This window comes from Cupriavidus sp. UME77, assembly GCF_014170355.1.
Lineage (GTDB): Bacteria > Pseudomonadota > Gammaproteobacteria > Burkholderiales > Burkholderiaceae > Cupriavidus > Cupriavidus basilensis.
Genome location: NZ_LZZU01000070.1, coordinates 1 through 23,564 on the forward strand (window position 1 = coordinate 1; position 23,564 = coordinate 23,564).

Sequence of the window (23,564 nt, forward strand, 5' to 3'; positions counted from 1 at the left end):
GCGCCAGTTCGGCCACATGAAGGTGCGCTACCGTGGCTTGATGAAGAACACGCAGCAACTGCAGACGCTGTTTGCCTTGAGCAATCTGTGGATGATGCGCCATCGACTGCAGCCGGGCGCCAAAGGATGAGTGCGCCTTCGCCGACGCGAAACGCGGGCGACAACGCCGGTGATGATGCCGAAGCCGGTGCCGAATTCTGGCCGAAGCGCTCATCAAATTCATCTTGTCACGCTCACACTGTCAGCACGAACCTGCTGACGTCGTTTTGAACACCATCCCTAAAGGAAAATGAAAAGAACGAAAGGCACTAAGCCATCAGTAATAAATGGCCCTCGGAAGTAACCTCCGGCGATCACAGGGCCGCAACCCACACCGCCACCACTGACGCGCCAACGTGATGCCGAACATCACGCAATGCTGCTTGGCGCGCTCGATCCCCTCACTACGATCTCGTGCTGCTGCCGCAGGCAAGGCGCATCGTCGCCGCATGCGGCGAACTCGCCGTTGGCAACGCGTGCCGTAAAAAACCCTTGAGTTTCTAAACTACGACTCATAGAATCGTAGTTATGGGCGGACGCGTCGCACGGCGTGCGAGGTCCGGCCGCATGTACGCATGCATACATTGAGGGGAGTTGCATGACGGCAAAACGTATCCTGATCGTTGGCGCCGGCTTCGCCGGTATGTGGAGCGCGCTGAGCGCGGCGCGCCTGATCGATCTGCACGGCCAGAAGGATGTGGAGATCGCGCTGATCGCGCCCCAGCCGGAGCTGCATGTGCGTCCGCGCTTCTATGAGGCAGGCGCCGCGCGGATGAAGGCGCCGCTGAGCGACATCTTCGATGCGGTCGGCGTCAGGTTCATCCAGGGCACCGTCGAGCGCATCCATGCGGACCGCAATGAGGTCGAGGTGGTTGGCGCTGAGCAAGCGAGGTCCACGCTGTCCTATGACCGCCTCGTGCTCGCTACGGGCAGCCGCCTGTTCCGCCCGCAGATCCCAGGCCTGGACAAGCATGCGTTCAGCGTGGACCAGATCGATGAAGCGGCCGAGCTGGAGGCGCATATCAAGCGCCTTGCCGATCATCCGGCATCCGCCGCGCGCAATACCATTGTGGTGGCCGGTGGCGGCTTCACCGGCATCGAGACCGCGGCCGAAATGCCGGCGCGCCTGCGTGAAGCGCTGGGCGAGGACGCCGAGGTGAACGTCATTGTGGTCGATCGCCATGACGAAGTGGCCACCGCGCTTGGCGCCGGCCCGCGTCCCGTTATCGCGCAAGCGCTTGAAGAGCTTGGCGTGACCTGGCGGCCAGGCGCGTCGGTGGCGTCAGTCGACGAGAACGGCCTGACCATGGCGGATGGCGGGCGCATCGATGCCAAGACGGTGATCTGGACGGCAGGCGTGCGCGCCAGCGCGCTCACGCAGCAGATCCCCGCGCAGCGCGATGCATTCGGTCGCCTGCATGTGGATAGCAACCTGCGCGTCAAGGGCGTGGATGCCGTGTTCGCCACCGGTGATGTCGCGTATGCCGCCACGGACGATGACGGCAACTATGCCGCGATGTCGTGCCAGCACGCGATGAACCTTGGCCGCTCGGCGGGGCACAACGTTGCTGCGGACCTGCTCGGCCTCGCACCGATTCCCTACCGCCAGCCGAGGTACGTCACGTGCCTGGACCTGGGCCCGTGGGGCGCGGTCTACACCGAGGGCTGGGAGCGTGAAGTCAAGCTCGTTGGCGCGGACGCCAAGGCGCTGAAGGGCCGGATTAATTCCGAATGGATTTATCCGCCCAGCGCCGATCGCGCGCAGGCACTGGCCGCGGCCAATCCCGATCGCACCGTGGTAGCGTAAATCCGCTGCGTTGGCTGGCCGGAATCGCGCGCACCCGGCCTAGCCTTTGTCTGCCGTATCGCGCTCGCCACGCCGGTGGGTGGCACGGTCGGCAAGCCATCGCACTACGTGCGGGCCGAAGTTGGCCGGTGCCTTGACGAGGGTCCGCGCGGCGAGATCGGCGAGCGTGTGCTTGGCCAGTTCCTGCCACATGGCCTTTTCTGCCGCCTGCATGACGGCATTGATGGAGCAGATGCCACGGGTGGCCCAGGCGGGCGGCGACGCATCGAACAGCGCGCAGCGCTCGCGGATCTCGCGGCAGTCGAACAGCGCCTTGTCGCCGTCGATAGCTTGCACGACATCCATGACCGTGATCGATGCGGCCGGCCGCGCCAGCGAGAAGCCGCCGCGAATGCCTTCGGTCGCCACGACCAGGTTGGCCTTGGCCAGCTTGGTGAACAATTTGGCGAGGTATTCGGCAGGGACGCCTTGCAGCTCGGCCAGGTCGCGCACGCTGGCTTCCTTGACGCTTGCCGTTGGGTCGGCGAGGAACAGGAGGCAGTGCAGTCCGTATTCGACGCCCGTGCTGATGTGGGACATGGCTTAACTAAGATAGATTGAATCGTAGTTCAGCCTATACAGATTCGGTGCGAAGCGCAAGCGTCGGGAACGGCCGGCGGGCGCGGCCACATGGCCGCGCGAGGAACGCTGCACGCAGGGCTCAGGCGATCGTATCCACGACCCCGCCGTCCACGCGCAATGCGGCGCCGGTGGTGGCCGAGGCTTGCGGGGAGCAGGCATAGACGATCATGTTGGCGACTTCTTCGACGCTGGCGGCACGCTGGATGATCGAGGTGGAACGGTGTGTCTTGACGAAGTCCGCTGCCACGGCTTCGGCGGATTGCCCCGAGCTTGCCATGGCATCCTTGAGCATGTCGGTGACGCCCTCCGAGAGCGTGGGGCCGGGCAGTACCGCGTTGACGGTCACGCCGGTACCGGCAAGCCGCTTGGCCAGCCCGCGCGAGACTGCCAGTTGCGCGGTCTTGGAAAAGCCGTAGTGGATCATGTCGACGGGGATATTCAGTGCCGATTCCGACGAGACGAACACGATTCGTCCCCATTTGCGCTCGGCCATCGATGGCGCATAGGCCCGTGACAGCCGCACGCCCGACATGACGTTGGTTTCGAAGAAGCGGGTCCACTCGCTGTCGGGCGTCTCAAAGAAGTCCTGCGGCTGGAAGATGCCAAGGTTATTTACCAGCACATCCACCCGGGGATGGGCCGCCACCAGGCGGGCGCAGACCTCGGGGTCGACAAGGTCGCCGACGAAGCCCATCACGTCAGCGCCGGCAACGGCGGCGCGCAGCGCTTGCAGGGCCTTGTCCACCGTAGCCTCGCTGCGCCCGTTGAGGATGACGCTGGCGCCCGCGCCGGCGAGGCCCTTGGCCGTTGCGAAGCCGATGCCGGCGGTGGAGCCTGAAACTAGGGCGATCTTGCCCGTGAGATCAATTTTCATGGCCATTCCTGGTTATGGTTGGTTAGCCCGGTAGGGAGGCCTGCCGAGCGCAGGCCGACTGACCTAGTGTATTGGCTCCGCGGATTTCGGCAAGGCCCGTCCTCAGGCAGCCACGCGCACCAGTTCCACCCGCCGGTTCTTGCCGCGGCCTTCCTCGCTGGCATTGTCGGCAATCGGCTTGCTGGCGCCAAAGCCCTCGGCACGCACGCGGGACTTGTCGACACCCTTTGCAATCAGTGCGGCGGCTACGGCTTCGGCGCGCTTCCTGGACAATTGCTGATTGTGCTTTTCATCGCCGACATTGTCGGTATGCCCATCGATCGACAGCTTCAGCGTAGGCGCCTTGTCCAGGAGCTTGCCGATTTCGTCGATCACCGGCTGGTCGTCCTGGCGGATGGCCGCCTTGTCGGTATCGAAATTCAGGTAGAGCGCGATATGGCCCTTTTCATCGAGTGCCTTTTGCATGTCGTCGGCCTTGACCAGGCCCACCACGGTCTTCATCTGGCCTTCCGTGACCGTGATGATCTGGGTGTAGCCGCCACCGACAAGCAGGCCGATCCAGACGTTGCCTTCCGGCTTGCGGATCAGGTAGTAGTCATAACTGTCGGGGCTCATCGCCGCGCGCAACTTGTTGACGACCAGGTCGCCCAGGTCGTTGTTGTTCTGGGCCAGCATGGCGGGGTTGGTCGGCAGCATGGCGCTGACCTTGACGCCGCCCAGCGCCTTGATGACCGTTTCGTAATTGCGTTGCGCGGCGAGGTCGGACAGCTTCGCGTCCGAGTTCATGAAATGCCGGTTTTCGTAGCGTCCTTCGACCGGCAGGAGCTGGCTGCCGGCGATCACGTAGATGCGGTCGAATTCGGAGCTTTTGACAAACTTGTGGCCGTCGATCAGCCCGCTTGGCCAATCGATATAGGGGAAGGGCGGCAGCTCGGCAGTGGACATCGGCACGCTCGCGATATCGAACCTGGCGGCGGCCGGGGCTGTGGCCGATGCGGCGGCAGGAGCCGGTGATGCGGCCACGGGAGCTGCGGCCTGATCGGCGGCCGGCGCAGCCGCGTCATGTTTTTTCTTGCAGCCCGACAGCGCGAGTACGCCGACGAATGCAACGGTACAGCCGACTTTCAACCATGCTTGCATATTGTCCGATCCCTGTGTGTATTCAGGTCGATGAAACCCGACCCATTGGTAAATTCACTGAGCCGGATTCTACGCGGGTTTGGTGTCAAGGCCGCGTCGATGTGGCGAAAGCCTCACCGGGCTCGCATGCCTCCTGGGCCGGCTTGCCGGCCCGCCTGGGCGGGCTCTTTCGGTCCACGTACAATCGCTGTTTTTACTTGATCCCAAGGGTCCCACATGACCACTATCGGCACCCCTCTCTCGCCTGGCGCGACCAAAGTCATGCTGCTGGGCTCCGGCGAGCTCGGCAAGGAAGTCCTGATCGCGCTGCAACGCCTCGGCGTTGAAACGATTGCGGTGGACCGCTATGCCGATGCGCCCGGCCAGCAGGTGGCGCACCATGCGCGCACTATTTCCATGAGCGACCCGGACCAGCTCAAGGCGCTGATCGAGGCCGAGAAGCCGGACCTGGTGGTGCCGGAGATCGAGGCCATTGCCACGCAGATGCTGGAGACGCTGGAAGCCGCCGGCGTGGTGCGCGTCATCCCCACGGCGCGCGCGGCCCGCCTGACCATGGACCGTGAAGGCATCCGCCGCCTGGCCGCGGAGACGCTCGGCGTGCCCACCAGCCCCTACAAGTTCTGCGACTCGCTGGAGGAGCTGCAGGCGGCCATCGATGCCGGCATCGGCTACCCGTGCGTGGTCAAGCCGGTGATGAGCAGCTCCGGCAAGGGCCAGAGCAAGATCGACGGCCCCGCCGACGTCAAGGCCGCATGGGACTACGCCATGGCCGGTGGCCGTGTCAGCCACGGCCGCGTGATCGTGGAGGGTTTCATCGACTTCGACTACGAAATCACGCTGCTGACGGTGCGCGCGATCGGCGCCGACGGCCAGGTGCAAACGCAGTTCTGCGAGCCGATCGGCCACGTGCAGGTCAGCGGGGATTACGTGGAAAGCTGGCAGCCGCATCCGATGCATCCGGCCGCGCTGCAAAAATCCCAGCAGATTGCGCAGGCCGTCACCGCCAACCTGGGCGGGCAAGGCCTGTTCGGCGTGGAACTGTTCGTCAAGGGCGAGCAGGTCTGGTTCAGCGAAGTCAGCCCGCGTCCGCATGACACCGGCATGGTGACCATGATCACCCAGTGGCAGAACGAGTTCGAGCTGCACGCGCGCGCCATTCTCGGCCTGCCGGTCAGCACCGCGCTCAAGAGCCCGGGCGCCAGTGCGGTGATCTACGGCGGCGTGGATGCCAAGGGCGTGGTGTTCGACGGCGTGGACGAGGCGCTGCGCGTGCCGCAGACCGAGCTGCGCCTGTTCGGCAAGCCGGAGAGCTTCACCAAGCGCCGCATGGGCGTGGCGCTGGCGTATGACGCCGACGTGGAAGCGGCCCGCGTGCGCGCCAAGGATGCGGCGGGACGTGTGAAGCCGCGCGTGGCAGGCTGAGCCAGCGCTAACTTGCTTTACCAGCTCGGTGCGCGGCGGCTGAATCAGCCGCCGCGCATGATCCCGTGATTTGACGTGACGTCGCATGGAGCCAACCGTCATGACCCAGCATATCGGCATCGTTGCCTGCTCCGCCGAAGGCGCCGCGCTTTGCTACCGGACCATCTGCATGGAGGGCGCGCGGCTGCTCGGGCCGCATGCGCATCCCGAGATATCCATGCACACCCCGTCGCTTGCCGAGTACGTCAAGCACCTGGATCGCGGCGACTGGCGGGCCGTAGGTGAGTTGATGCTCACCTCTGCCAGCAAGCTCGCTGGCATGGGCGCGGATTTCCTGATCTGTCCCGACAACACCATTCACCAGGCGCTGCCGTACGTGGCGGCGCGTTCGCCGCGGCCCTGGCTGCATATCGCCGAGGTGGTCGCCGAGAGCGCGGCGGAGCGCGGTTTCACCCGCCTGGGCCTGACGGGAACGCGCTGGCTTGTCGACAGCGAGGTCTACCCCGAAAAGCTTGCCGCGCGCGGGCTCGGCTTCATGCGGCCAGAGCCCGCCGAGCGCGATGAAATCAATCGCATCATCATGGACGAACTGGTGGGCGGCATCGCCACCCCGGAAGCACTCACTTACTTCCAGCGGGTTATCGGGCGGATGAAGTCGCAGGGTTGCGATGCTGTTGTACTCGGCTGCACGGAAATCCCGCTGATCGTGAACGACGCTAATTCGCCACTGCCGACGCTGGATTCCACGCGGCTGCTGGCGCAGGCGGCGCTGCGCAGGGCGGTGCAAGGCGCATCTTGATGCCGGGCAAGCCGGCGGGTTCACGCGTAGTATTGGTGGGCCCTGCAATCCATCAGGAAGCCCAGCCATGACCAGCAAGCCCATCAAGATCCCGGGGCCCGATCATCCGATCGTGATCGAGGCGAACCCCGCGCGCGTCGTCGTGACGCTCGGCGGCGCCGTCGTTGCCGACACCCGCAGCGCGCTCACGCTGCGCGAGGCATCCTACCCGGCGGTGCAGTACATTCCGCGCAAGGATGTCGATATGTCGCTGCTGGCCCGCACGGACCACGCCACCTACTGCCCGTACAAAGGCGATTGCGCTTACTACAGCATCCCTGCGGGCGGTGAGCGATCGGTCAATGCGGCATGGACCTACGAGGCACCGTATGCCGCCGTCGAGGCCATCAAGGACCACGTGGCCTTCTACCCCAGCCGCGTCGATGCCATCGAGCAGCAGGGCTAGCCAGTGAACGCCAGGGCCATGCGCTTAGCCGCGCGGCACGTCGTGGACGAACTGGCCGGCGCTTAGCGTGTTGACCTTGTCCGCCGAGATATCCATCAGGATGCGGCTGCGTTCCGGGGACATATGCACCGTGATGTACTGGACCGGCCGCGACTCCGGGTCATGCAGCAGGCGCACCAGCTTGAGCAGCGGCGCACCAACCTCCGTGCGCAGCCAGCCCGCATAGGCGGGGTCGGCCGCCTGGGCCGTGATTTCCTGTACCACGCGGCCAAACTTCACTCCCTGCGCCATCAGGATCTCGTAGAGCGCGTGCTTGCGCAGCGCCGCTGCCGACACGCGCTTGCCCAGTGCGGCGGGAACCCATGCATCCGTCAGCATCACCGGCGTGCCCTTGATGCTGCGCAGGCGCAGCGCGTGCACGGCTTGTTCGCCCGGGGCAAGCTGCAGCAGTTGGGCAATGTCCGCCGGCGGCACGGCGGTGGTCACCTCAAGGACCTCGACGTCCGTCTCCAGTGCCGCTTTGCGCAGGCCGTCGATCACGCTAAGGCTCGGGCTGCTGCGCCCCGCCGGCATGTCCGCCCGCACAAAGGTGCCAAGGCCATGGCGCCGCTCCACCAGCCCCAGCGCTGCCAGCTCGGATAGCGCCCGCCGCACCGTGATGCGCGAGACGCCAAAGCGCTCGCACAGTGCTTCTTCTTTTGGCAAAGCCCCCGTTTCCGCATAGACGCCGCGCGTGATTTCGTCGCGCAGCACGAGAAAGAGCTGCCGGTGCAGTGAGGTGCCGGGCATATGGCCCAGCGTCGAAGGGGAGTCGGTCGTGCGCGGCATGAGGTGACGGTTTAGTGGCGTGGGCAGCATAGCACAACGGTCCAGCGGCGAATTTCCCGATTCTTGACGGAACCGGTAAGTTGTATCTAGAATATAAACACATAAACACTGCGTGACGGTCGACAACCCGTTCCCCGCCGCGGTGATGCTCACTCCGCACGCATTCCGTCACTCACCGCAAGCACACAGGACCCGTCCATGACCCTCGCAACTATCCTTCGCCAGTGCCTGCAGGCGCCCGGCATGATCATCGCGCCCGGCGCTTACGACGCCATCGGCGCGCGCCTGATCGAGCAGGCCGGCTTCTCCGCCTGCTACATGACCGGCGCCGGCACGTCGGCGGCGCGCGGCTTCCCTGATTTCGGGCTGCTGACGATGAGTGAGATGGTTGAAAACGCCGCGGTGATGGCGCGCTCCGTGTCGATCCCGCTGATTGCCGACGCCGACACCGGTTACGGCAATCAGCTCAACGTTACCCGCACCGTGCGCGAGTACGAGGCCCGTGGCGTGGCGGCGATCCATATCGAGGACCAGGTTGCGCCCAAGCGTTGTGGCCACCTGGATGGCAAGGAGGTGGTCTCGCGCGCGGAGTTCGTCTCCAAGATCCGCGCTGCGGTGCAGGCGCGCCGCACGCCGGATTTCGTCATCATCGCGCGCACCGATGCGCGCGCCATGCTCGGGCTGGAAGAGGCCATCTGGCGCGCCAACGCCGCGCTGGAAGCTGGCGCGGACCTGGCCTTCGTGGAAGCCGCGCAGACCATCGAGGAAGTCGCGGCAGTGCCGCGGCTGGTGCGCGGCCCTTGCCTGCTGAACGTGGTGCCCGGCGGCCGCACGCCGATCTTCGACCTGCGCGAGGCCGAGGTCATGGGCTATAAAGTGGCCATCCTGCCGGGCCTGATGCTCAAGGCCGCGATCCAGGCGGGCGACGAAGCGCTGGCCGAACTCAAGGCCACCTTTACCGCGCCGGGCGTATCGGCCAGCGTGGGGCAGACCTTCCGCCGCTTCGGCGCCGATGAATGGGACAGCCTGCGCCAGCGTTTCAATGCCGGCGAGCGCGCCACCAACCCCGACGCGCCGGCAAGCGCAAAGGCTTGACGATGGCGCGCACTCTCTTTGACAAGCTCTGGGACGCGCATGTGGTGCGCGAGCTCGGCGATGGCTGGGCGCTGCTGCACATCGACCGTCACTTGCTGCACGATCTTTCCGGCCCGCCGGCGCTGGCCGAGGTGGCGGCGCGCGGCTTGCCGCTACATGATCCGGCGCTGGTGTTCTCCACGCCGGACCACGCCGTCTCCAGCCAGCCCGGGCGCGATGGCAATACCCATGTGCCGGGCGCGCGCCTGTGGTCAGCGCTGCGCGATCGCTCGGCCGCGGCGGGTGTGACGATGTTCGATCTTGGCCAGCCGGGGCAGGGCATCGTCCACGTGATGGGCCCGGAGCTTGGCATCGTGCTGCCCGGCCTGACGGTCATCTGCGGCGACAGCCATACCTGCACCAATGGCGGCCTGGGCGCGATGGCCTTCGGCGTTGGCTCGTCCGAGAGCACGCACGCGCTTGCCACGCAGACGCTGCGCCAGCAAAAGCCGCGGCGCATGCGCATCCGATGTGACGGCGTGCTGCCCGAGGGCATCACCGCCAAGGATCTGGCGCTGCATATCATCGGCCGCCTCGGCGCGGCGGCTGGCGGCGGCTATGCCATCGAGTTTGCCGGCACGGCCATCGAAGCGCTGGAAGTGGAAGGGCGCCTGACGCTGTGCAACCTGAGCGTGGAGCTGGGCGCGCGCTTTGGCATGGTGGCGCCCGATGCGCGCACCATCGAATGGCTGCGCGGCCGCCCGTATGCGCCCACCGGCGCGCAGTTCGACGGCGCGGCCGAGTACTGGCGCACGCTCGCCACCGATGCCGGTGCCGTGTTCGATCGCGAAGAGGTGATCAACGCCGCCGCCGTGGCGCCCACCATCACGTGGGGCACCAGCCCCGAGCACGCGATAGCGATCGACGGGCATATCCCCGATCCGGCCGCCGCCAGCGACCAGGCGGCCAGTGCCGCCATTGGCGCCGCGCTGGATTACATGGGCCTGGCACCCAATGCTCCCATCGCCGGTACGCCGGTGGACTGGGTTTTTATCGGCTCCTGCGCGAACTCGCGCCTGTCCGACCTGCGCGCAGCGGCCGCGGTGGCGCGCGGGCGGCGCGTGGCCCCGGGCGTGACCGCCTGGGTGGTGCCGGGCTCGGAGAACGTCAAGCGCGCGGCCGAGGCCGAAGGGCTGCGCGCCGTGTTCGAGGAGGCGGGCTTTGCCTGGCGCGAGCCCGGCTGCAGTATGTGCGTGGCCGCCAACGGCGAGCAGGTGCCGCCCGGCCAGCGCTCGGTCTCCACCTCCAACCGCAATTTTGTCGGGCGTCAGGGGCCAGGTGCCCGCACCCATCTTGCCAGCCCCGCGATGGCCGCCGCCGCCGCGGTCACAGGCTGCATTGCCGACGTACGGAAACTCACATGACCATGCAACCCTTTACGGTCGTTACGGGCGCTGCCGTGCCGCTGCTGCGCGCCAACGTCGACACCGACGTGATCATCCGCATCGAGCGGCTCACCGCGTTGCCGCGCGAGCAACTCGGCCCCTACGCGCTGGAAGCGCTGCGCTACCGCGCCGATGGCAGCGAGGACCCGGGCTGCGCGTTCAACCAGCCGGCGTTTCGCGGCGCGCCGGTACTGCTGGCCGGCGCCAATTTTGGCTGCGGGTCCTCGCGCGAGGGCGCGGTGTGGGCGCTGATGGGCCTGGGCGTGCGCTGCGTGATCGCGCCGAGCTATGGCGATATCTTCTACAACAACTGCTTCCAGAATGGCGTGCTGCCGATCCAGCTCCCCGCCGAAACGGTGCAAGCGCTGGCCGCGCAATGCGCAAGCGGCGCGCCGGTGCGCGTGGACCTGGCGAGCGCCACGCTGACCGCGCCCGATGGCGCGACCGTTGCGTTTCCCGTCGACGCGCTGCGTCGTGAAGCCCTGCTGCACGGGCTGGACGATATCGGCCTTACGCTCAAGGACGATGCGCTGATCCGTGCCTGGCAACAAGCCGATCGCACCCGCCGGCCCTGGGCCTGGACGGTGCGCCGGCAAGACGCGGCATGAACGCCCGGTTGCGGCATCCACTGTTGCTGCGCGCAGCCGGCCTGCTGCTGCGCGGACGCCACGCGGGCGATGGCAGCCTGGCGAGCAGCGACGCCGTGCTGGCGGCATTGCCCCAGACGCTGGCGCTGCATAGCGCGTCGTTTGCCGATCGCGGCGCGATGCCCGTGCGCCACGCGGGCGTGGGCGCCAACTGCTCGCCCGCGCTGGCCTGGACGGGATTGCCGGCAACGGCCACGCACTGGCTGTTGCTGGTCGAGGATCCGGATGTGCCGCTGGCTTACGCCATCGTGCACGCGCTTGCCTGGGGCCCGGCCTCGGTCGGCGCGCTGGCCGAAGGTGCACTGTCGCGCGCGCCGTTGCCGGCCGGCGTGACACTGGCCGTCAACGGGCTGGGCAATGCAGCTTACGACGGCCCGCGGCCCCTGCCGGGGCACGGGCCACATCGCTACGTGTTCCAGCTGTTCGCGCTTGCCGCCGAACCGCCAGCCGGTCTTGCGCGCGAAGCGCTGTTGGCGTGGCTGCGCGTGCATGCCATCGCGCGGGGCCGGCTCGATGGTGTGTTCCAGCGCGACTGGCGTGGCCGGCCGCTGACTCCGGCGAACGTCGCGCCGGCTTGAGTGCTCGCACGGCTAGCCGGAAACACCACGGGTTACCACCAGAAAATACGGAGACAACATGCCATCCCTGATCCAACCACGAACCAGGCGCCGAGCCGTCGGCCCGCTCGCCATCGGCGCGGCACTGCTGTCGGCCGCCACGCTAGCCTCCGCCGCCAGCCTTACCGCCAGCCCCGGCGCATGGCGCCCGGACCGTCCTGTCACACTGGTAGTCCCCTATAGCGCCGGCGGCGGTACCGACGCCACCGCACGCGCGGTGTCCAAGTCGCTTGGCGTGCTCTGGGGCCAGCCGGTGGTGGTGGAGAACCTGCCCGGCGCCGACGGCCTGATTGGCACGCGGCGCGTGATGGAGGCGAAGCCCGATGGCTACACCGTGCTGCTGCAGGTGCCGGCTATCGTGGTCACCAGGTACACGCCCGGGCTCAAGGGCATCGACCCGTTGGCGCGGCTCGACCCCATCACGGCGATTTCGCAGTCGCCCGCCGCGGTGGTGGCCAGCGCCAAGCTGCCCGTGAAGACGTTCGCGGAACTCGTGCAGTACTGCAAGACCGTAGCCAAGACCTGTTCGCTTGGCACCGGCGAAAGTCTCGCGCGCATCTCCGGCAAGCAACTGGCGGCGGAGGCTGGCTTGCCCAACCTCATTATCGTCAACTACCGTGGCACTGGCGCCATCGTCACGGACCTGATCGCCAACAATGTCAACCTGGCGTTCACCGGCATCACTGCCGCGCTGCCGCACTACAAGGCGGGCACGCTGAAGATCCTTGCCACGCAGGGGCGCAAGCGCGCCGCCGCGCTGCCTGATGTGCCTACCACGGCCGAGGCCGGTTACCCGCAGTTCCAGTCGGTCACGTGGTATGGCCTGTTCGCGCCCAAGGGCACCCCGGCGGCGATCACGCAGGGCATTGTCGCCGCGCTGCGCGAGGCCGTGAAGGATCCGGAAGTGCAACGGACCGTCGCCGCCGCGGGCGCCGAGCTGGTGGTGAATTCGCCGGCCGAGTTTGCCGCGCAGGTACGCCAGGAAAGCGAGCGCCTGGGGGCGCTGGTCAAGCAGTATCCATTCGAGTAAGGGGGCCGACTGCCGGCCGACTGCGCCATTCTCCACGTAGCTCCACGTAGCTCCTCGTAGCCTCACGTAACGCCACATAGACAGACACACCATGCAAAACCAGGATCAGGACCAGAATCAGCGCTCCACACCCATGCCGCCAACCGATCCCGACGGGCCCACCGGCAGGCTCGCCCAATGGCTGGCCGCCTTCCGGCTGGAGCAAGCCAGCGCCACCGCGCGCGAGCGCGCCAAGGCGCTCACGCTGGACGGCATCGGCTGTGCCATCGTCGGTGCACAGTTGCCGTGGTCGCGCACCGCTGCCAACATCGTCCGCCAGATGGAGGGGCAGGGGGACCGGACCATCGTCGGCTGGGGGGCGCGCACCAGCGCGCCGGGCGCCGCGCTGCTCAATGGCACCTTTATCCAGGGGTTTGAGCTCGACGACTACCATCCGCTCGGGCCGCTGCACAGCGCCTCGCTCGTGCTGCCCGCGCTGTGGGCAGCATCCGAAGGCGAGAGCCGCGTCAGCGGGCGGCGCTTCCTGGAAGCGGCCATGGCGGGCTATGAGGTGGGCCCGCGTGTGGGCATGGCTCTGCACGGTGCGCAGATGTTGTCGCGCGGCTGGCATTCGGGATCGGTGTTCGGCACGCACGCGGCCGCCGCAGCGGTGGGCAAGCTGCTGGGGCTCGATGCCGCGCGTTTTGAGGATGCGCTGGGGTTGGCCGGCACGCAGTCGGCCGGGCTGATGGCGGCGCAGTACGAGGCCATGTGCAAGCGCATGCACCACGGCTTCGCCGCGCGCAACGGGCTCTACGCGGCGGTGCTGGCGGCGGGCGGCTACACCGGCATCAAGCGCGTGTTCGAGCGCGAGTACGGCGGCTTTCTCTCGACGTTCGGCGAAGGGCATGCGCCGGACGCCTCGCAGATCACCGATGGCCTGGGCGAGCGTTGGGAAGTCGAGCGCATCGTCATCAAGCCCTACGCGGCCATGGGTGGCATCCACGCGCCGCTCGATGCGCTGTTCGACGTGGGCGCGCAGCGCACGCTCAAGGCAGGGGAGATCGCCGCCATCGAGGTGGATGTGTCGCATGCCGTCTATCACCATGGCTGGTGGGTGCCGCAGCGGCCGCTGACGCCAATCGGCGCGCAGATGAACATCGGCTACGCGCTTGCGGTGGCGGTGCTGGACGGCGCGGCGCTGGTGCCGCAGTTCGCGCCGGCGCGCATCGATGCCGACGACATCTGGGCGTTGCTGCCGCGTATCGCCGTGCGCCACGACCCCGCCTTCGACGCAGGTGGGCAACGGGCACGCGGGCGCGTGCGTCTGGCCGTGACCTTCACCGACGCTCAGCGCATCGAGGTCAATCGCACGGCATCGCGCGCCATCGAAGCGCCGCAATCGAGCGACGAAGTGGCCGCGAAGTACAGGGCCCTGACGGATGGGCTGATTGCACCGGAGCGGCAGCAAGCCATCGAGCGCATGGTGCGGGATCTTGAGCAGCTCGACGACGTGCGCGACTTGCTCGCCCTGCTTGCGCCACCGGTGGGTTGCGCGTTCGACTGAGTGCCTGCCGACAACAAAGAACACCAGGAGTGAGACATGACCCAACGATTCCCCCGGCGTGCCGTGCTGGCCAGGATGGCAGCATGCGCGATGCTGGCCCTATCCAGCCTGTCGGCAGTTGCCCAGGCGCACTGGCCGGACAGGCCGATCCGCCTGGTGCTGCCATTCTCGGCCGGCGGCCCGGGCGACATCACCACGCGGCTGATCGCGCAGGCGCTTGGCCGGCAGCTGGGCCAGACCGTGATCGTGGACAACAAGGCGGGTGCCGGCGGCATCATCGGCGCCGAATTTGTCGCCAAAAGCGCGCCCGATGGCTATACGCTGCTGATCGCCGGCAATGGTGCGGTCGCCAACGCGCTGTTGCGTGCGAAGATGCCCTACGCCGACAGCGACCTCGTGCCTGTGGTCAGCACCAATGCGGCGCCGTCGGTCATGGTGGTGGGCGCCGGTGTCTCGCGCAAGGATATCAAGGACCTGAAGGCGCTGCAGGCCTACGGCAAGGCCAAGGGCGGCATCACGTTCGGCACGGCCGGCGCCGGCAGCACCGGGCATTTCGTGGCGGAGATGGTGGAGACCGCGCTCGGCGTGCCAGTGACATTGGTGCACTACAAGAGCGGCTCGGAAACGCTTAACGCGGTCATCGGCGGCCAGATCGACCTGGCGTCCGAAGCCCCGGTTGGCGTGCTTGGCTTCCTGCGCGGCGGCAAGCTGCGCGCGCTGGCGGTGACCGACGACAAGCGCGCGCAGGCGTTGCCGGACGTGCCCACCACGGCGGAGCAAGGTTTCGCAGGCATCCGCATGGAGCACTGGGGCGGCATCTATGCGCCCAAGGGCACGCCGGCGCCGATCCTGGACCGCATCGCGCAGGCCACGCAGGCCGCGTTCCAGGGCGATGCTGGCCTGCGCGCGCAGCTCGAGACCTATGGCTACCGCCCCGTGTCGGGCACGCGGGTGGAGTTCACGCGTTTTGTGCAGGACGAGAAGCAGCGCCTTGGCAAGATCGTGCACGACGCGCACATGACGATCGATTGAGTGGTTGGCACGGCGCGCTTTAGCGGCGCGCCGGCACTTCCACACGCACTGGCTGGCGCGCTGGCGATTCGTCTTTCATCAGCAGGCGCACCAGGACGGCGCTGAGCAGCGCAACCCCGGCGGCCACGCAAAGAATCCAGGCGAAGCCATCCGCGAAGGCAGTGCGCGCAAGCGGCTCCAGCACGCTGCGCAGCGGTGCTTGCACATCGGCCATCGCGCCGTGCAGGTCGCCGGCCACCACGCGCGGGATGATGTGCGCGGCCAGGCCGGGCACTATCCCCGAGCTTTCCTCATGCGCATGCAGCGCCGTGTCGAACGCGGCCTGGGTACGGTAGGCGAGCAGGCCGCCGAGCAAGCCGAAGGACAGCACGATCGCGCTGAACCGCGTGGTGGTGCTGATGCCGGACGCCATGCCGGAGCGCTCGCGCGGCATGCAGGCCATGATGTTCTTCTGCGTATCGCCGTTGAGCAGCCCCGCGCCGCTGCCGGTGACGGCAATGGCCAGCGCGAAAGGCAGGTAGGACATGGTGACGGCTGCCCACGCGCTGAGCAGGTTGCCGAGGCCGACCAGCACGAGCCCGAACACCAGCATCGACGGTGCGTCCAGCCGTCCCGACAGCCGCACGCCGATGCGCGGAAAGATCAGCATGGTCAGCGCAAACGGCAGCATGGCGGCGCCTGAGGCGATCGCCGAGAACCCGAGGCCCGTCTGCAGGTATAGCGGGATCAAGGTCATCATCACCTGGGCGCAGGCGGCATAGGCGGCCATGCCGAGCAAGGCGCCGATCAGGCGCGGATTGCGCAACAGCGTGAGGTCCACCATGGGCCGGCGCTGGATGCGCTCCACGCCGATAAACAGCGCGAAGAGCACGGCCCCGCCGGCCAGCCGCATCTGGGTGTGGGGTTCGCCCCAGCCAATGCGGTTGGCCTCGATCAGGGCCCAGATCATCAGGCACAGGCTGCCGCAAAAGCATAGCCCGCCCCACAGGTCGATGCGCGCCGCGCCCGTGTCGCGCGACTCCGCGATATGCCGCAGCACCATGGCACCCAGCAGGATGCCGACCGGCAGGTTCAGCAGGAACACCCAGCGCCATCCCAACGCCTGGCTGATCACGCCGCCAAGGCCGGGGGCTACCAGCATGGCCACACCCATGCACGCGCCCCAGAAGGCCCACGCCCGGGCGCGCTCGCGCTCATCGTGAAAGGCGTGCGCGATGGTCGCCAGCGCGGAGGTCAGCAGCATGGCCGCGCCCACGCCCTTGACGGCGCGCGCCAGGTTCAGCGCCAGGCTACTCCCCGCCAGGCCGCAGCCCAGCGAGGCCAGCATGAAGACCGCCAGGCCGGTCAGCAGCATGCGCTTGCGGCCGAACTTGTCGGCCAGGCTGCCCGCGGGCAGCAGGCCGCCGGCAAAGGTCAGCATGTAGGCGCTGACCACCCACTCGATATCGGAGAACGTGGCATGCAGGTCGCTCGCGATACGCGGCAGCGTGACAGCCACGATGTTGGTGTCCAGGACGATCAGCGCGCAGGCGCCCGAGGCGGTCAGCAGCGCGGCGCGCGAGTTCATGCCGCTCATGCCGGCTCCCGCCCATACTGCCCCGCCGGCGATATTGCCTGAAATGAAATAAATCTGGATGTGCTGTGCCCGGCAGGCCGTGGGTGCCGATTCGTCTTGTGCCGCATGTCGTCGCTTCCTGTCGCATTCCTTGATGAGATGCGGGCTAGGATACGGCGGGCAGGGCCGCGCGTTGTTGCGCCGGCCGTGCTATTTTGTTGCCTTGCAGCTAATAATCAGAAAGCAAATCAGAAAGCACTTGGAAGGTAAAACAGCAAACCGATGGAACTGCGCCACTTTCGCTACTTCATCGCGGTAGCCCAGGACTTGCACTTCACCCGCGCCGCCGCGCGGCTCGGCATTTCCACGCCGACGCTGACCCGCCAGATCCAGGAGATGGAAGCCAGCCTTGGCATTCGCCTGTTCGAGCGCAACCAGCGCTCGGTGGCGTTGACGCCGGCCGGCGAGGTACTGCTGGCGGAGGCGCAAGCCGTGGTGGCGCAGTTCGAGGCAGCGCAACTGCGCGCGCAGCGCGAGGCGCGTGGCGAGACGGGCAAGATCCATGTGGGCTATGTCGCCTCGGCGGCCTACTCGGGCGTGCTCCAGCGGCAGGTCGCGGCATTCCGCAAGGCCTGCCCCGATGTGCAGCTGCTGGTGCGCGAGGCGCCCATGGGCTCGCTGCCCGAGCAGGTCAGGGATGGGCAGGTCGACATCGCCTATATCCGCTCCCCGATGAACCTGCCCGAGGGCGTGGACGCGCTGCCGCTGGCGCCGGAAGGGTTTATCCTCGCGCTGCACAGCGACTCATGGCTGTGCGGCCTGGCCGAGATCCAGCCCGCGCATCTCAAGGCGGAGACATTCATTCTTCCCGAACAGGTATCGGGCACGTTGTCCACCGCCGAGCAGGGCGGCTTCGTGCCCAGGCTGGGCCCGCAGCCGGGCGGGCTGGTGGCGGTGCTGACGCTGGTGTCGCTGGGCGAAGGTGTGGCGATTGTCCCCAACGCCGTGGCCGGCCACATCAGCCTGCCCAGCCTTGTCTACCGGGATATCGCGGGCCTGGAGGTGACGTCGTATCTGTCGCTGATGTCGCGCCAGTACGAGAAGGCCGCGACCATTCGACGCTATATCGAACTGGTGTCGCGGCCCGCGGTTACCTCAGGCCGAAAAAGCCGAGTACAAACAGGACAATGACCACCGCGCCTACCAACCAGACGATGCTGTTCATGACACGCTCCTTGCGCAGACTGTGGCCTGACAATCGCACACGTGGCGGGGCGCGTCTGTACGGTAGCGTTCAGCGGCGTCAGACCACCATGGGCGTGGTGGCGCCATCGACCGACAGGATGGCGCCCGAAATATAGCTGGCGCGGGGCGAAGCGAGAAACAGCACGGCGTCCGCCACCTCCTCCGGCGTGGCCAGTCGGCCCAGGCCGGTACGCGCGTTGGCGCGTGCCAATGCCTGCTCCACGGTCGTGCCGCCGATGCGCGCATCCACTTCCATGCCTTGCTGCAGGCGTTCGGTGTGCGTGGCCGACGGGTTGACCGCGTTCACGCGCACCCCCTGCTTGCCGTAGGCGTTGGCCAGGCCGGCGCTGGCCAGCATCAGCGCCGCGTTGGCCGCGCCGCCCGCCAGGTGGGCGGGGTTGGCCAGCTTGCCGCCCATGCCCACGATATTGACGATGGCGCCACGCCCCTGCTGCGCCATGCGCTTGACCACGGGGTCGATCACGTTGATGTAGCTGAAGTACTTGGCGGCCATCGCGTCCTGCCACAGCTGCGGGGTCAGCTCGTCCGGCGGGCGGCGCTTGGCCGCGCCGGCGGAGGTCACCAGGATGTCGATGGCGCCAAGCGCTGCCACTGCCTCCTCCACCGCGCGCGCGGCCGCGGCGATATCGGTCAGGTCGGCGGATACCGCGACCACGTCCTTGGCGTATTCGCCTTCGCCTTCGGCCAGGCTGGCGCAGGCCTTGGCCAGGTTCTCGGCGCTGCGCGAAACGATGGCTACGCGCGCACCCTCGCGCAGGAAGCCGGCGGCGCAGGCCAGGCCAATGCCGCGGCTGCCGCCGGTGATGAGCACGCGTTGATTGCGAAGTTCGAGATCCATGGTGATGTGTCCTGGCTGGTCAGGGAGCGCGCGGGCGTCGATCGGTCGATCAATCGATGGCGGATCCCCGTGCGTGGCGGGGCGGCCGTCAGGCCGGTGAGACAACAGGGGTGCCATCTTAGCGCGCCCGCGCCAGCCTTGCTGGTGAGCGCCCAATCCCGGGACGTCGTGCCAGCGCGGCGTCAACGCCCCTATGCCGGTGTCAGCGCCACATGCACCGCGATGCCCTCGATCGGATCGAGCGCGCCGCGCCAGGGCGCGGCTGCGATGGCCTGCTTGCCGCGGACATAGCCGGCGTTCCAGCGCGCGTCGATGCCGGCGGCGCTGAAGTCGATATCCTTGGTCAGGTCTTCGCCGCTGAACGACGGCGCATTGAGCTCGACCACATGCATGGTGGTATGGCAGCCCCAGCCCAGCAACGCCTCGACCGCGGGCGTGCTGCGCTCCGCCTGGGGAATGTGCTTGGCCAGTTCGCGGATCACATGCCGCAGCCGATGCAATTGCCGCTGGTGCTCCAGCTGGGTCTCGGCGCGGCTTGAGTACTGGATATCCCGCTGCCGTCCCATGGCTTCCCAGATGGTGTCGGGCTCCGGGCCTTGCAGGGGCCACAGCTGCACGGCGAAGATCACGGAGCTGCGGCGCGGGTAGTCGTCGAGCACGGCTTCGATCGGCGTGTTGGAGCAGATGCCGCCGTCCCAAAATGCTTCGCCGTCGATCCGGATCGCCGGGAAGCCCGGCGGCAGCGCCGCGGATGCCAGCAGATGCTCCACGCTCAGCGCGGTGTCCCGGTTGGTGTAGTAGCACATCCTGCCGCTGCGGACATTGACCATGCCGACGGTGAGCCGCGTGTGTTTCTCGCCAAGGTAAGCGAAATCCACCAGCGAGAGCAGGGTGTCGCGCAGTGGCGAGACCGAATAAAAGCCGGCGCGCTCCACCCCGAGCGGCACGCGGGTGCCGAACCAGGCAGCCGGGTTGGGCGTGAAGAAGCCGGGGATGCCCTGGGTGAGGGTGGCAAGGTTCGACATCGTGCTGTCGCCGCCCGAGAGCAAGCGGGCTAGTTCGAGCGGCCCGTGGCGGCCCACCTGCTCCCAGAACTGCCGCAGGCGCGGCAAGCGATCCGCAGGCCGGTTGCCAGCCACGATCGAGGCGTTGATGGCGCCGATGGAGGTTCCGATGGCCCAGTCGGGTTCGACCCCTGCCTCGTGCAGCGCCTGGTAGACGCCGGCCTGGAAGGCGCCCAGCGCGCCTCCGCCCTGCAGGACGAACACCACTTGCTGATCGATGGGCCGACTGGCCGCGCCAGGCGCGTCGGTCGGGGCTGCGGCGGGTCGCGTCTTGCTATCCATGGTGTTCCGGCTCCCGGGTTGTCAGGGGGCGGCCGCGTTTGCCGGTGTTCGCGGCATGGGCGGGCGCCGGACCTGGAACGTGGTCTCGCCAGGACGCGACTTGCCGTGCATAGCGCTGCCATGCCGGTTCACCACGGTCTGGTCAAAGATGCCGGGCACGCTGGTTTCCAGGAACAAGGGATCGCGCTCAGGGTGCCTGGCCGCTTAGTAAGGCTAGCACCTCGCGCTGGTGTTGCCAGAACCGTGTTGCCGGTGGGCAAAAGGCGTCACACGCGTGTAGGTCCAGTCGTCCTGCGCTTAGCCTTGCTCGAAGGAGATCCGCGCGGCAAAGGCCAGCAGCGCGGCCGAGAAGGACCAGCGCTGGACCGTCTGCGCGCGCGGGCTCCGGCGTAGCCAGCCGGTCAGGCGCAGCGCGCCGAACACGCATGCCAGGTCGAAGGCCACGCCGGTCAGCACCAGCACCACGCCGAGCTCAAGCACCTGCGACCACACCGGCGCGCCATGCGGATCCACGAACTGCGGCAACAGCACGGAACAAAAGAGCAGGGCCTTGGGATTCAGGATGCTGCTGAGCGCGCCCTTGGCAACGGAGGCGCGCAGCCGCACCGGCGATGCTGCCGTGCCGGTGCCGGCGTGCATCCCGAAGGCCGGGCTACGGAAGATCTGGACGGCCACATAGGCCAGGTAAAGGCCGCCCGCGACGCGGATGCCCTGGTAGAGCCAGGGCGCCGCGCGCAGCAGCGCGGCCACGCCGCATGCCGAGAGCGTGACATGCGCGGCGCGTGCCATGGCCAGTCCGGCGACGGTGGCCAGGCCGTGGCGGACGCCCCGGCCGGTGCTGGTTTGCAGCACCAGTGCCATGTCCGGCCCGGGCAAGGCGTAGACCACGGCCAGGGCGCCGATGAAGGTAAGGAGCAAATGTAGGGAGACCATGATGCATGCGGTGACGAGGGCAACATCATGACCCAGGGGGTGGAGGGAATTCTGGCGATTTTATGGGGAAAACCCATATAATTTGGTGGAATCCGCTAATTATAGCTGATTGATTGGAGGCTTATCTTTGGATCTCGACAAAACCGATCGCGCCATCCTGATGGCGCTGCAGGCGGACGGACGCGCCACCAACGCCAGCGTGGCGGAATCCGTGGGGCTGAGCGAGACACCGTGCGCGCGCCGGCTCAAGCGGCTGGAGGCCGACGGCTATATCGAGGCCTATCGCGCGGTGCTGTCTCGCCAGGCCCTGGGGCTTGGCCTGATGGCGTTCACGCAGGTCCGCTTTGGCGTGCACAGCCGTGAGCTTTCCGACCGCTTCGAGCGCGAGATCCAGGCAATCCCGCGCATCGTGTCCTGCCATAACGTCTCGGGCAGCGCCGATTACCTGCTACTGGTGGTTGCGCGGGACCTGGAGGATTACGGCATCTTCATGCGGGATGTGCTGCGCACATTGCCCGGCGTGACGGCGGTGGAATCCATGCTGTCCCTGGGCGAGGTCAAGCGCAATGCCGGCTTGCCGTTGCTATGACCCGATGACCCTATGACGCGATGACGCGATGACGTTGCAAGGCTTGGCGCCGCATCCCGCTTAGTCGTCGCGGTTCGCGGCCAGGGACAGCTCACGCGCAACCAAGAAGCACAGCAGCGCGATACCCGTGCACAGGATCGCCACGGTGAAGGCCAGTTGCCGCCCGTGCCACAGATCCGAAAACCACTGCGAGAACTCGGCCGCCAGGACCGCCGCCTTGCCGCCGATACGTTCGAGCTGGAAATCATATTGCCGCTGCCACCCGGGGCCGTAGGCCAGGTCGCCGGCCTCGCCGCTCGCGGCCAACAGGTAGATCAGGACGCCTGCGATCCAGCCTGCAGCGAGAATCACGGCGCCCAGCAGGTAAATGCGAGCGGGCAGGGGCCAGCGCTTGCCCGGTGCCTGCCGTTGTTCCGCGTTGCTCATTGGTGTCCTCTGTGATGTCCACTGTGGTGTCGTCCGTTTCCAAGGTGGCTCCCACGCATTGTAATAAAGGCTGTGTCACTTCCAGCCTGCCCTGCCTGCGAGGGATAAGATCGATCAGACTCCCCCGGCTATAGTCATTCACCCCTTGGGCCAGACCATGCCACATCGATCTCTCCAGCCCGGCACGCTGTGGCCGGCCATCCTGCGCCAGACGGAGCACGCCTTGCAATGCGGCGCGTTGCGTCCGATCGAGACCTTCCAGGTGGGCATCGACGATGGCGGCGTGCGCTTCCTGGTGCGCCAGGTTTCCAGCCTTGCGCGCAAGGACCGCCACAGGGACCAGGGCCACGCGCGCCAGAATGACAACGCCGCTCCCGGCAGCCAGGCGGGCGCCGACCCGTTCCTTCCCTACGACCCGGACCTGTTTGTCGCCGATATCTCCGAGACCCATCTTGCGCTGCTGAACAAGTTCAACGTCCTGGACCATCACCTGCTGATTGTTACCCGCCGCTTCGAGCCGCAGGACGCGCTGCTCAACCTGGCGGACTTCGAGGCACTGCTGGCCTGCATGGCCGAGTTCGACGGCCTTGGCTTCTATAACGGCGGCGCGGCGGCCGGCGCAAGCCAGCGCCACAAGCACCTGCAACTGGTGCCGCTGCCGCTTGCCAGCGAAGGCCCGGCGTTGCCCATCGCGCCGCTGCTTGCGGCCGCGCGCATCGATGGCGCCGTCGGCACAGTGCCGGGGTTGGCGTTTTCGCATGCATTCGCGCCGCTGGCTTTGCCGGCGGCACGCGGGCCGGATCTGGCGCGTACCGCACTTGCGCGCTATCGCGCGCTGCTGGCCGCGGCTGGCGTGCGGGTGATCGATGTGGATGGAGAGTCGCAGGCGTGCACGCCATACAACCTGCTTGTCACGCCGCTTGGGATGCTGCTCGTGCCCAGGTCAGCGGAGTCCGTCGAGGGCATCTCGGTCAATACGCTCGGGTTTGCAGGATCGTTTTTTGTGCGGAACGAGGCACAGATGCATGCCATCGAGCGGCTCGGCCCCATGGCGATGCTGCGGCAGGTCACCGGCCCGCCTTTGTCGTCACAGGCATCGATGGGCCGGAAATAAGGGGTAAATATAAAAGCAGGAGCGCCGTTAATGGGTTTGGGCTAGCAAGGTTGTCCGGTGGCGTTCGCGCCGGGCCGCAATCCGCGCTTGATCGTGCTAGCCAGGTCAGATCGCATCGCTTGTTGTGCGCC

Annotated in this window: 23 protein-coding genes and 1 pseudogene; 15 read left to right on the top strand and 9 right to left on the bottom strand. The window is 67.2% G+C overall.

Features of this window, described 5'->3' with window-relative positions; translation table 11 throughout:
- Both A9975_RS27950 and A9975_RS27955 read left to right on the top strand, forming a co-directional pair.
- Positions 1–130 (top strand): annotated as a pseudogene (locus tag A9975_RS27950) (IS5/IS1182 family transposase); the annotation flags it as partial.
- 507 nt (positions 131–637) lie between these two features.
- Entirely contained in the window at positions 638–1,846 is a 1,209-nt protein-coding gene (locus A9975_RS27955; protein ID WP_183035574.1) for an NAD(P)/FAD-dependent oxidoreductase, read from the top strand.
- Between the two features lie 39 nt (positions 1,847–1,885).
- Here the strand turns inward: A9975_RS27955 and A9975_RS27960 are convergent, their stop codons facing one another.
- From A9975_RS27960 to A9975_RS27970, 3 genes are all read right to left on the bottom strand, one after another.
- Positions 1,886–2,425 (bottom strand): Rrf2 family transcriptional regulator, encoded by a 540-nt coding sequence (locus A9975_RS27960; RefSeq protein ID WP_183035575.1) that lies wholly within the window; start codon positions 2,423–2,425, stop codon positions 1,886–1,888.
- A gap of 121 nt (positions 2,426–2,546) precedes the next feature.
- Positions 2,547–3,341, bottom strand: coding sequence for an SDR family NAD(P)-dependent oxidoreductase (locus A9975_RS27965; protein ID WP_183035576.1), 795 nt, complete (start codon positions 3,339–3,341; stop codon positions 2,547–2,549).
- A 102-nt stretch (positions 3,342–3,443) separates the two neighbouring features.
- A complete protein-coding gene (locus A9975_RS27970; RefSeq protein WP_183035577.1) occupies positions 3,444–4,481 on the bottom strand; it encodes an OmpA family protein in 1,038 nt (345 codons plus the stop codon).
- Positions 4,482–4,697: 216 nt separating this feature from the next.
- Between A9975_RS27970 and purT the strand changes: the two genes are divergently transcribed.
- From purT to A9975_RS27985, 3 genes are all read left to right on the top strand, one after another.
- Positions 4,698–5,903, top strand: coding sequence for a formate-dependent phosphoribosylglycinamide formyltransferase (gene purT, locus A9975_RS27975; RefSeq protein WP_183035578.1), 1,206 nt, complete (start codon positions 4,698–4,700; stop codon positions 5,901–5,903).
- Between the two features lie 100 nt (positions 5,904–6,003).
- Complete coding sequence (locus A9975_RS27980) at positions 6,004–6,702, top strand: aspartate/glutamate racemase family protein (protein ID WP_183035579.1); 699 nt, start codon at positions 6,004–6,006, stop codon at positions 6,700–6,702.
- A 67-nt stretch (positions 6,703–6,769) separates the two neighbouring features.
- Positions 6,770–7,147 (top strand): DUF427 domain-containing protein, encoded by a 378-nt coding sequence (locus A9975_RS27985; RefSeq protein WP_183035580.1) that lies wholly within the window; start codon positions 6,770–6,772, stop codon positions 7,145–7,147.
- Positions 7,148–7,171: 24 nt separating this feature from the next.
- Here the strand turns inward: A9975_RS27985 and A9975_RS27990 are convergent, their stop codons facing one another.
- Positions 7,172–7,975: a GntR family transcriptional regulator gene (locus A9975_RS27990; RefSeq protein ID WP_183035581.1), complete on the bottom strand. Its 804-nt coding sequence runs from the start codon at positions 7,973–7,975 to the stop codon at positions 7,172–7,174.
- Positions 7,976–8,173: 198 nt separating this feature from the next.
- Between A9975_RS27990 and A9975_RS27995 the strand changes: the two genes are divergently transcribed.
- From A9975_RS27995 to A9975_RS28025, 7 genes are all read left to right on the top strand, one after another.
- Positions 8,174–9,070, top strand: coding sequence for an oxaloacetate decarboxylase (locus A9975_RS27995; RefSeq protein ID WP_183035582.1), 897 nt, complete (start codon positions 8,174–8,176; stop codon positions 9,068–9,070).
- Between the two features lie 2 nt (positions 9,071–9,072).
- Positions 9,073–10,473 (top strand): 3-isopropylmalate dehydratase large subunit, encoded by a 1,401-nt coding sequence (leuC, locus tag A9975_RS28000; protein WP_183035583.1) that lies wholly within the window; start codon positions 9,073–9,075, stop codon positions 10,471–10,473.
- A gap of 2 nt (positions 10,474–10,475) precedes the next feature.
- Positions 10,476–11,102, top strand: coding sequence for a 3-isopropylmalate dehydratase small subunit (gene leuD / locus A9975_RS28005; protein ID WP_220810925.1), 627 nt, complete (start codon positions 10,476–10,478; stop codon positions 11,100–11,102).
- Positions 11,099–11,719, top strand: a complete 621-nt coding sequence (locus A9975_RS28010; RefSeq protein WP_183035585.1) for a YbhB/YbcL family Raf kinase inhibitor-like protein — start codon at positions 11,099–11,101, stop codon at positions 11,717–11,719. The genes leuD and A9975_RS28010 overlap by 4 nt, the downstream gene beginning before the upstream one ends.
- Before the next feature lie 58 nt (positions 11,720–11,777).
- On the top strand, positions 11,778–12,788 hold the full coding sequence (locus A9975_RS28015) for a tripartite tricarboxylate transporter substrate binding protein (protein ID WP_183035586.1): 1,011 nt from the start codon (positions 11,778–11,780) through the stop codon (positions 12,786–12,788).
- A 91-nt stretch (positions 12,789–12,879) separates the two neighbouring features.
- Entirely contained in the window at positions 12,880–14,334 is a 1,455-nt protein-coding gene (locus A9975_RS28020; RefSeq protein ID WP_255503630.1) for an MmgE/PrpD family protein, read from the top strand.
- A 36-nt stretch (positions 14,335–14,370) separates the two neighbouring features.
- Positions 14,371–15,366: a tripartite tricarboxylate transporter substrate binding protein gene (locus tag A9975_RS28025; RefSeq protein WP_255503631.1), complete on the top strand. Its 996-nt coding sequence runs from the start codon at positions 14,371–14,373 to the stop codon at positions 15,364–15,366.
- A 19-nt stretch (positions 15,367–15,385) separates the two neighbouring features.
- Here the strand turns inward: A9975_RS28025 and A9975_RS28030 are convergent, their stop codons facing one another.
- Positions 15,386–16,942 (bottom strand): MFS transporter, encoded by a 1,557-nt coding sequence (locus A9975_RS28030; RefSeq protein ID WP_183035587.1) that lies wholly within the window; start codon positions 16,940–16,942, stop codon positions 15,386–15,388.
- A gap of 261 nt (positions 16,943–17,203) precedes the next feature.
- On the opposite strand from A9975_RS28030, the gene A9975_RS28035 reads away from it, so the two are divergent.
- Positions 17,204–18,112, top strand: coding sequence for a LysR family transcriptional regulator (locus A9975_RS28035; protein ID WP_183035588.1), 909 nt, complete (start codon positions 17,204–17,206; stop codon positions 18,110–18,112).
- A 112-nt stretch (positions 18,113–18,224) separates the two neighbouring features.
- Here the strand turns inward: A9975_RS28035 and A9975_RS28040 are convergent, their stop codons facing one another.
- The 3 genes from A9975_RS28040 to A9975_RS28050 all read right to left on the bottom strand — a co-directional run bounded on the left by A9975_RS28040 (position 18,225) and on the right by A9975_RS28050 (position 21,304).
- Positions 18,225–19,025: an SDR family oxidoreductase gene (locus A9975_RS28040; protein WP_183035589.1), complete on the bottom strand. Its 801-nt coding sequence runs from the start codon at positions 19,023–19,025 to the stop codon at positions 18,225–18,227.
- Positions 19,026–19,216: 191 nt separating this feature from the next.
- Positions 19,217–20,371, bottom strand: coding sequence for a patatin-like phospholipase family protein (locus A9975_RS28045; protein WP_183035590.1), 1,155 nt, complete (start codon positions 20,369–20,371; stop codon positions 19,217–19,219).
- Between the two features lie 297 nt (positions 20,372–20,668).
- Positions 20,669–21,304 carry a LysE family translocator gene (locus A9975_RS28050; RefSeq protein WP_183035591.1) on the bottom strand — a complete coding sequence of 212 codons (636 nt, stop codon included), beginning with the start codon at positions 21,302–21,304 and terminating at the stop codon, positions 20,669–20,671.
- Between the two features lie 127 nt (positions 21,305–21,431).
- Between A9975_RS28050 and A9975_RS28055 the strand changes: the two genes are divergently transcribed.
- Positions 21,432–21,893 (top strand): Lrp/AsnC family transcriptional regulator, encoded by a 462-nt coding sequence (locus A9975_RS28055; RefSeq protein ID WP_043353252.1) that lies wholly within the window; start codon positions 21,432–21,434, stop codon positions 21,891–21,893.
- Between the two features lie 60 nt (positions 21,894–21,953).
- Here A9975_RS28055 and A9975_RS28060 read toward each other — a convergent pair whose 3' ends face one another.
- Positions 21,954–22,319 (bottom strand): hypothetical protein, encoded by a 366-nt coding sequence (locus tag A9975_RS28060; protein WP_183035592.1) that lies wholly within the window; start codon positions 22,317–22,319, stop codon positions 21,954–21,956.
- Positions 22,320–22,476: 157 nt separating this feature from the next.
- Here A9975_RS28060 and A9975_RS28065 point away from each other — a divergent pair, with 157 nt between their 5' ends.
- The gene (locus A9975_RS28065; RefSeq protein WP_183035593.1) at positions 22,477–23,433 is read left to right on the top strand and encodes a DUF4922 domain-containing protein; all 957 of its coding nucleotides are present in this window, start codon (positions 22,477–22,479) and stop codon (positions 23,431–23,433) included.
- Positions 23,434–23,564 lie beyond the last annotated feature (131 nt).

Excerpts from the sequence above, each read along its gene's own strand:
- A9975_RS28025 (WP_255503631.1), top strand. The coding sequence starts at position 14,371 with ATGACCCAACGATTCCCCCGGCGTGCCGTGCTGGCCAGGATGGCAGCA.
- A9975_RS27965 (WP_183035576.1), bottom strand. The coding sequence starts at position 3,341 with ATGAAAATTGATCTCACGGGCAAGATCGCCCTAGTTTCAGGCTCCACC.
- A9975_RS28050 (WP_183035591.1), bottom strand. The coding sequence starts at position 21,304 with ATGGTCTCCCTACATTTGCTCCTTACCTTCATCGGCGCCCTGGCCGTG.
- A9975_RS28015 (WP_183035586.1), top strand. The coding sequence starts at position 11,778 with ATGCCATCCCTGATCCAACCACGAACCAGGCGCCGAGCCGTCGGCCCG.
- leuC (WP_183035583.1), top strand. The coding sequence starts at position 9,073 with ATGGCGCGCACTCTCTTTGACAAGCTCTGGGACGCGCATGTGGTGCGC.
- A9975_RS28065 (WP_183035593.1), top strand. The coding sequence starts at position 22,477 with ATGCCACATCGATCTCTCCAGCCCGGCACGCTGTGGCCGGCCATCCTG.
- A9975_RS28040 (WP_183035589.1), bottom strand. The coding sequence starts at position 19,025 with ATGGATCTCGAACTTCGCAATCAACGCGTGCTCATCACCGGCGGCAGC.
- A9975_RS27990 (WP_183035581.1), bottom strand. The coding sequence starts at position 7,975 with ATGCCGCGCACGACCGACTCCCCTTCGACGCTGGGCCATATGCCCGGC.
- A9975_RS28045 (WP_183035590.1), bottom strand. The coding sequence starts at position 20,371 with ATGGATAGCAAGACGCGACCCGCCGCAGCCCCGACCGACGCGCCTGGC.
- A9975_RS27980 (WP_183035579.1), top strand. The coding sequence starts at position 6,004 with ATGACCCAGCATATCGGCATCGTTGCCTGCTCCGCCGAAGGCGCCGCG.
- A9975_RS27955 (WP_183035574.1), top strand. The coding sequence starts at position 638 with ATGACGGCAAAACGTATCCTGATCGTTGGCGCCGGCTTCGCCGGTATG.
- A9975_RS28060 (WP_183035592.1), bottom strand. The coding sequence starts at position 22,319 with ATGAGCAACGCGGAACAACGGCAGGCACCGGGCAAGCGCTGGCCCCTG.
- leuD (WP_220810925.1), top strand. The coding sequence starts at position 10,476 with ATGCAACCCTTTACGGTCGTTACGGGCGCTGCCGTGCCGCTGCTGCGC.
- A9975_RS28035 (WP_183035588.1), top strand. The coding sequence starts at position 17,204 with ATGGAACTGCGCCACTTTCGCTACTTCATCGCGGTAGCCCAGGACTTG.
- A9975_RS27970 (WP_183035577.1), bottom strand. The coding sequence starts at position 4,481 with ATGCAAGCATGGTTGAAAGTCGGCTGTACCGTTGCATTCGTCGGCGTA.
- A9975_RS27960 (WP_183035575.1), bottom strand. The coding sequence starts at position 2,425 with ATGTCCCACATCAGCACGGGCGTCGAATACGGACTGCACTGCCTCCTG.
- A9975_RS27985 (WP_183035580.1), top strand. The coding sequence starts at position 6,770 with ATGACCAGCAAGCCCATCAAGATCCCGGGGCCCGATCATCCGATCGTG.
- A9975_RS28010 (WP_183035585.1), top strand. The coding sequence starts at position 11,099 with ATGAACGCCCGGTTGCGGCATCCACTGTTGCTGCGCGCAGCCGGCCTG.
- A9975_RS27995 (WP_183035582.1), top strand. The coding sequence starts at position 8,174 with ATGACCCTCGCAACTATCCTTCGCCAGTGCCTGCAGGCGCCCGGCATG.
- purT (WP_183035578.1), top strand. The coding sequence starts at position 4,698 with ATGACCACTATCGGCACCCCTCTCTCGCCTGGCGCGACCAAAGTCATG.
- A9975_RS28020 (WP_255503630.1), top strand. The coding sequence starts at position 12,880 with ATGCAAAACCAGGATCAGGACCAGAATCAGCGCTCCACACCCATGCCG.
- A9975_RS28030 (WP_183035587.1), bottom strand. The coding sequence starts at position 16,942 with ATGAGCGGCATGAACTCGCGCGCCGCGCTGCTGACCGCCTCGGGCGCC.